Raw genomic sequence first — 868 nt, 5'->3', positions numbered from 1 at the left:
GAATTAGAGTCCCACTGAGAAGATTTTGAATCACCAATACGAAGTGCTTCCCAGCTGTTGCCGTTGTAACGAATCGCCTCTTTGATATCGAATTCATTGAACTGGTTAGGCTTTTGGTCCATGAAGATGTTATTTGCGATCAGGTGGTTGTCAGCTGTGTCATCTTTTTGCACACCAATCAAAGTGCCGCGCTTCTGCTTACCTTCGAAACGGTTGTTGATGACTTTGCCGTCTTTACCCCACAAAGAAACCCACAGGTATCTTGGGTATTCAGAACGACGCTCATCTGGTTGATATTCATAAGCGTGGTTGAAATAATAAAATGTTGAATTCTTTAAAGTGTTGTTGTCGCCCATCATTCGTACGCCGCCAAACCTTTCGTTTGGACCGCCTTCGGTAAACACTAGGCCATCAAGCGTGATGTTATCGCCTTTCAGTTCAAACTGAACTAGGCCAGTTAACCAGGCGGAACCCGCTTGCTCGGCTTTAATGGTGATGTCATTCGCCGTAATCGTCACTTGACCTAAGTTTGCGTATTTACCGGCAGGGATAATAACTTCGTCGCCATCTTTTAGGTTTTCAAATTGTGCTTTAAGCGCAGCGACTTGCTCTTCTGATGCAACGGCTAATGTGTTGCCATCGACCTCAGTTAAGCGGTCACTGTTCAATAGGTAACTACGGTCGATTTCGCTAATAGCTGGCGCAGCTTGTTCAGCGACACTGACTACGGGTGCTGTTTTCTCTTGTGTCGTACAGCCTGTTGCAAAAGCGAGCGTGAACGCGCTAATAATGCTTACCGATAATAGTTTTTTGTTCATCGTACATCTCACGTTAAAGTTTGGATTATAAAAATGACGGCCACCCATTT

The 868-nt window shown here is 44.8% G+C and carries 1 protein-coding gene; it reads right to left on the bottom strand.

Features of this window, described 5'->3' with window-relative positions; translation table 11 throughout:
* A partial coding sequence (locus AB4496_RS28905) for a chondroitinase-B domain-containing protein (RefSeq protein WP_372133557.1) occupies positions 1-818 on the bottom strand: 818 nt, incomplete at its 3' end.
* Between the last annotated feature and the right edge of the window lie 50 nt (positions 819-868).

The sequence above is a fragment of the Vibrio sp. 10N.222.46.A1 genome (assembly GCF_041473595.1).
In the GTDB taxonomy this organism is placed as follows: Bacteria; Pseudomonadota; Gammaproteobacteria; order Enterobacterales; family Vibrionaceae; genus Vibrio; species Vibrio tasmaniensis_A.
The sequence above is the reverse complement of the archived record's forward strand: the minus strand, read 5'-3'. Positions and strand labels throughout refer to the sequence as shown.